The sequence below is a fragment of the Streptomyces sp. BV286 genome, from assembly GCF_019090165.1.
Lineage (GTDB): Bacteria > Actinomycetota > Actinomycetes > Streptomycetales > Streptomycetaceae > Streptomyces.
The window spans coordinates 1-374 of the sequence record NZ_JAHRIB010000011.1; the positions used below are offsets into that span (position 1 = coordinate 1).

The following is a 374-nucleotide window of genomic DNA, read 5'->3' on the forward strand; positions in this document are numbered from 1 at the left end:
ACTCCGGCTCGGGCAGGGCCTTGTGGTCGAGCTTGCCGTTGGGCATCAGCGGCAGCCGGTCCAGCACGACGAACGCGGAGGGGACCATGAAGTCGGGCAGGTGCTGCGACGCGTGGGCGCGCAGCTCGGCCGCCTCGATGCCGGAGCGGAAGTCGTGGCTGTCGTTGTCGCTGGTGAAGGCGGGAACGACGTAGCCGACCAGCTGCTTGGCACCGGAGCCGCCCGCGCTCTCCCGGGCGATCACCGCGGCCTGGCCGACGGCCGGATGGGCGGTCAGGGCCGCCTCGACCTCGCCGGGTTCGATGCGGAAGCCGCGGACCTTGACCTGGGTGTCGGCGCGGCCGACGTACTCCAGCTCGCCCGCGCTGTTCCAG

1 protein-coding gene is annotated in these 374 nt (G+C 72.5%); it reads right to left on the reverse strand.

Annotated elements, in window-relative coordinates:
• The coding region (locus KUF83_RS01630) for a hypothetical protein (RefSeq protein WP_217452674.1) at nucleotides 1-374 on the reverse strand (374 nt) is incomplete at both ends.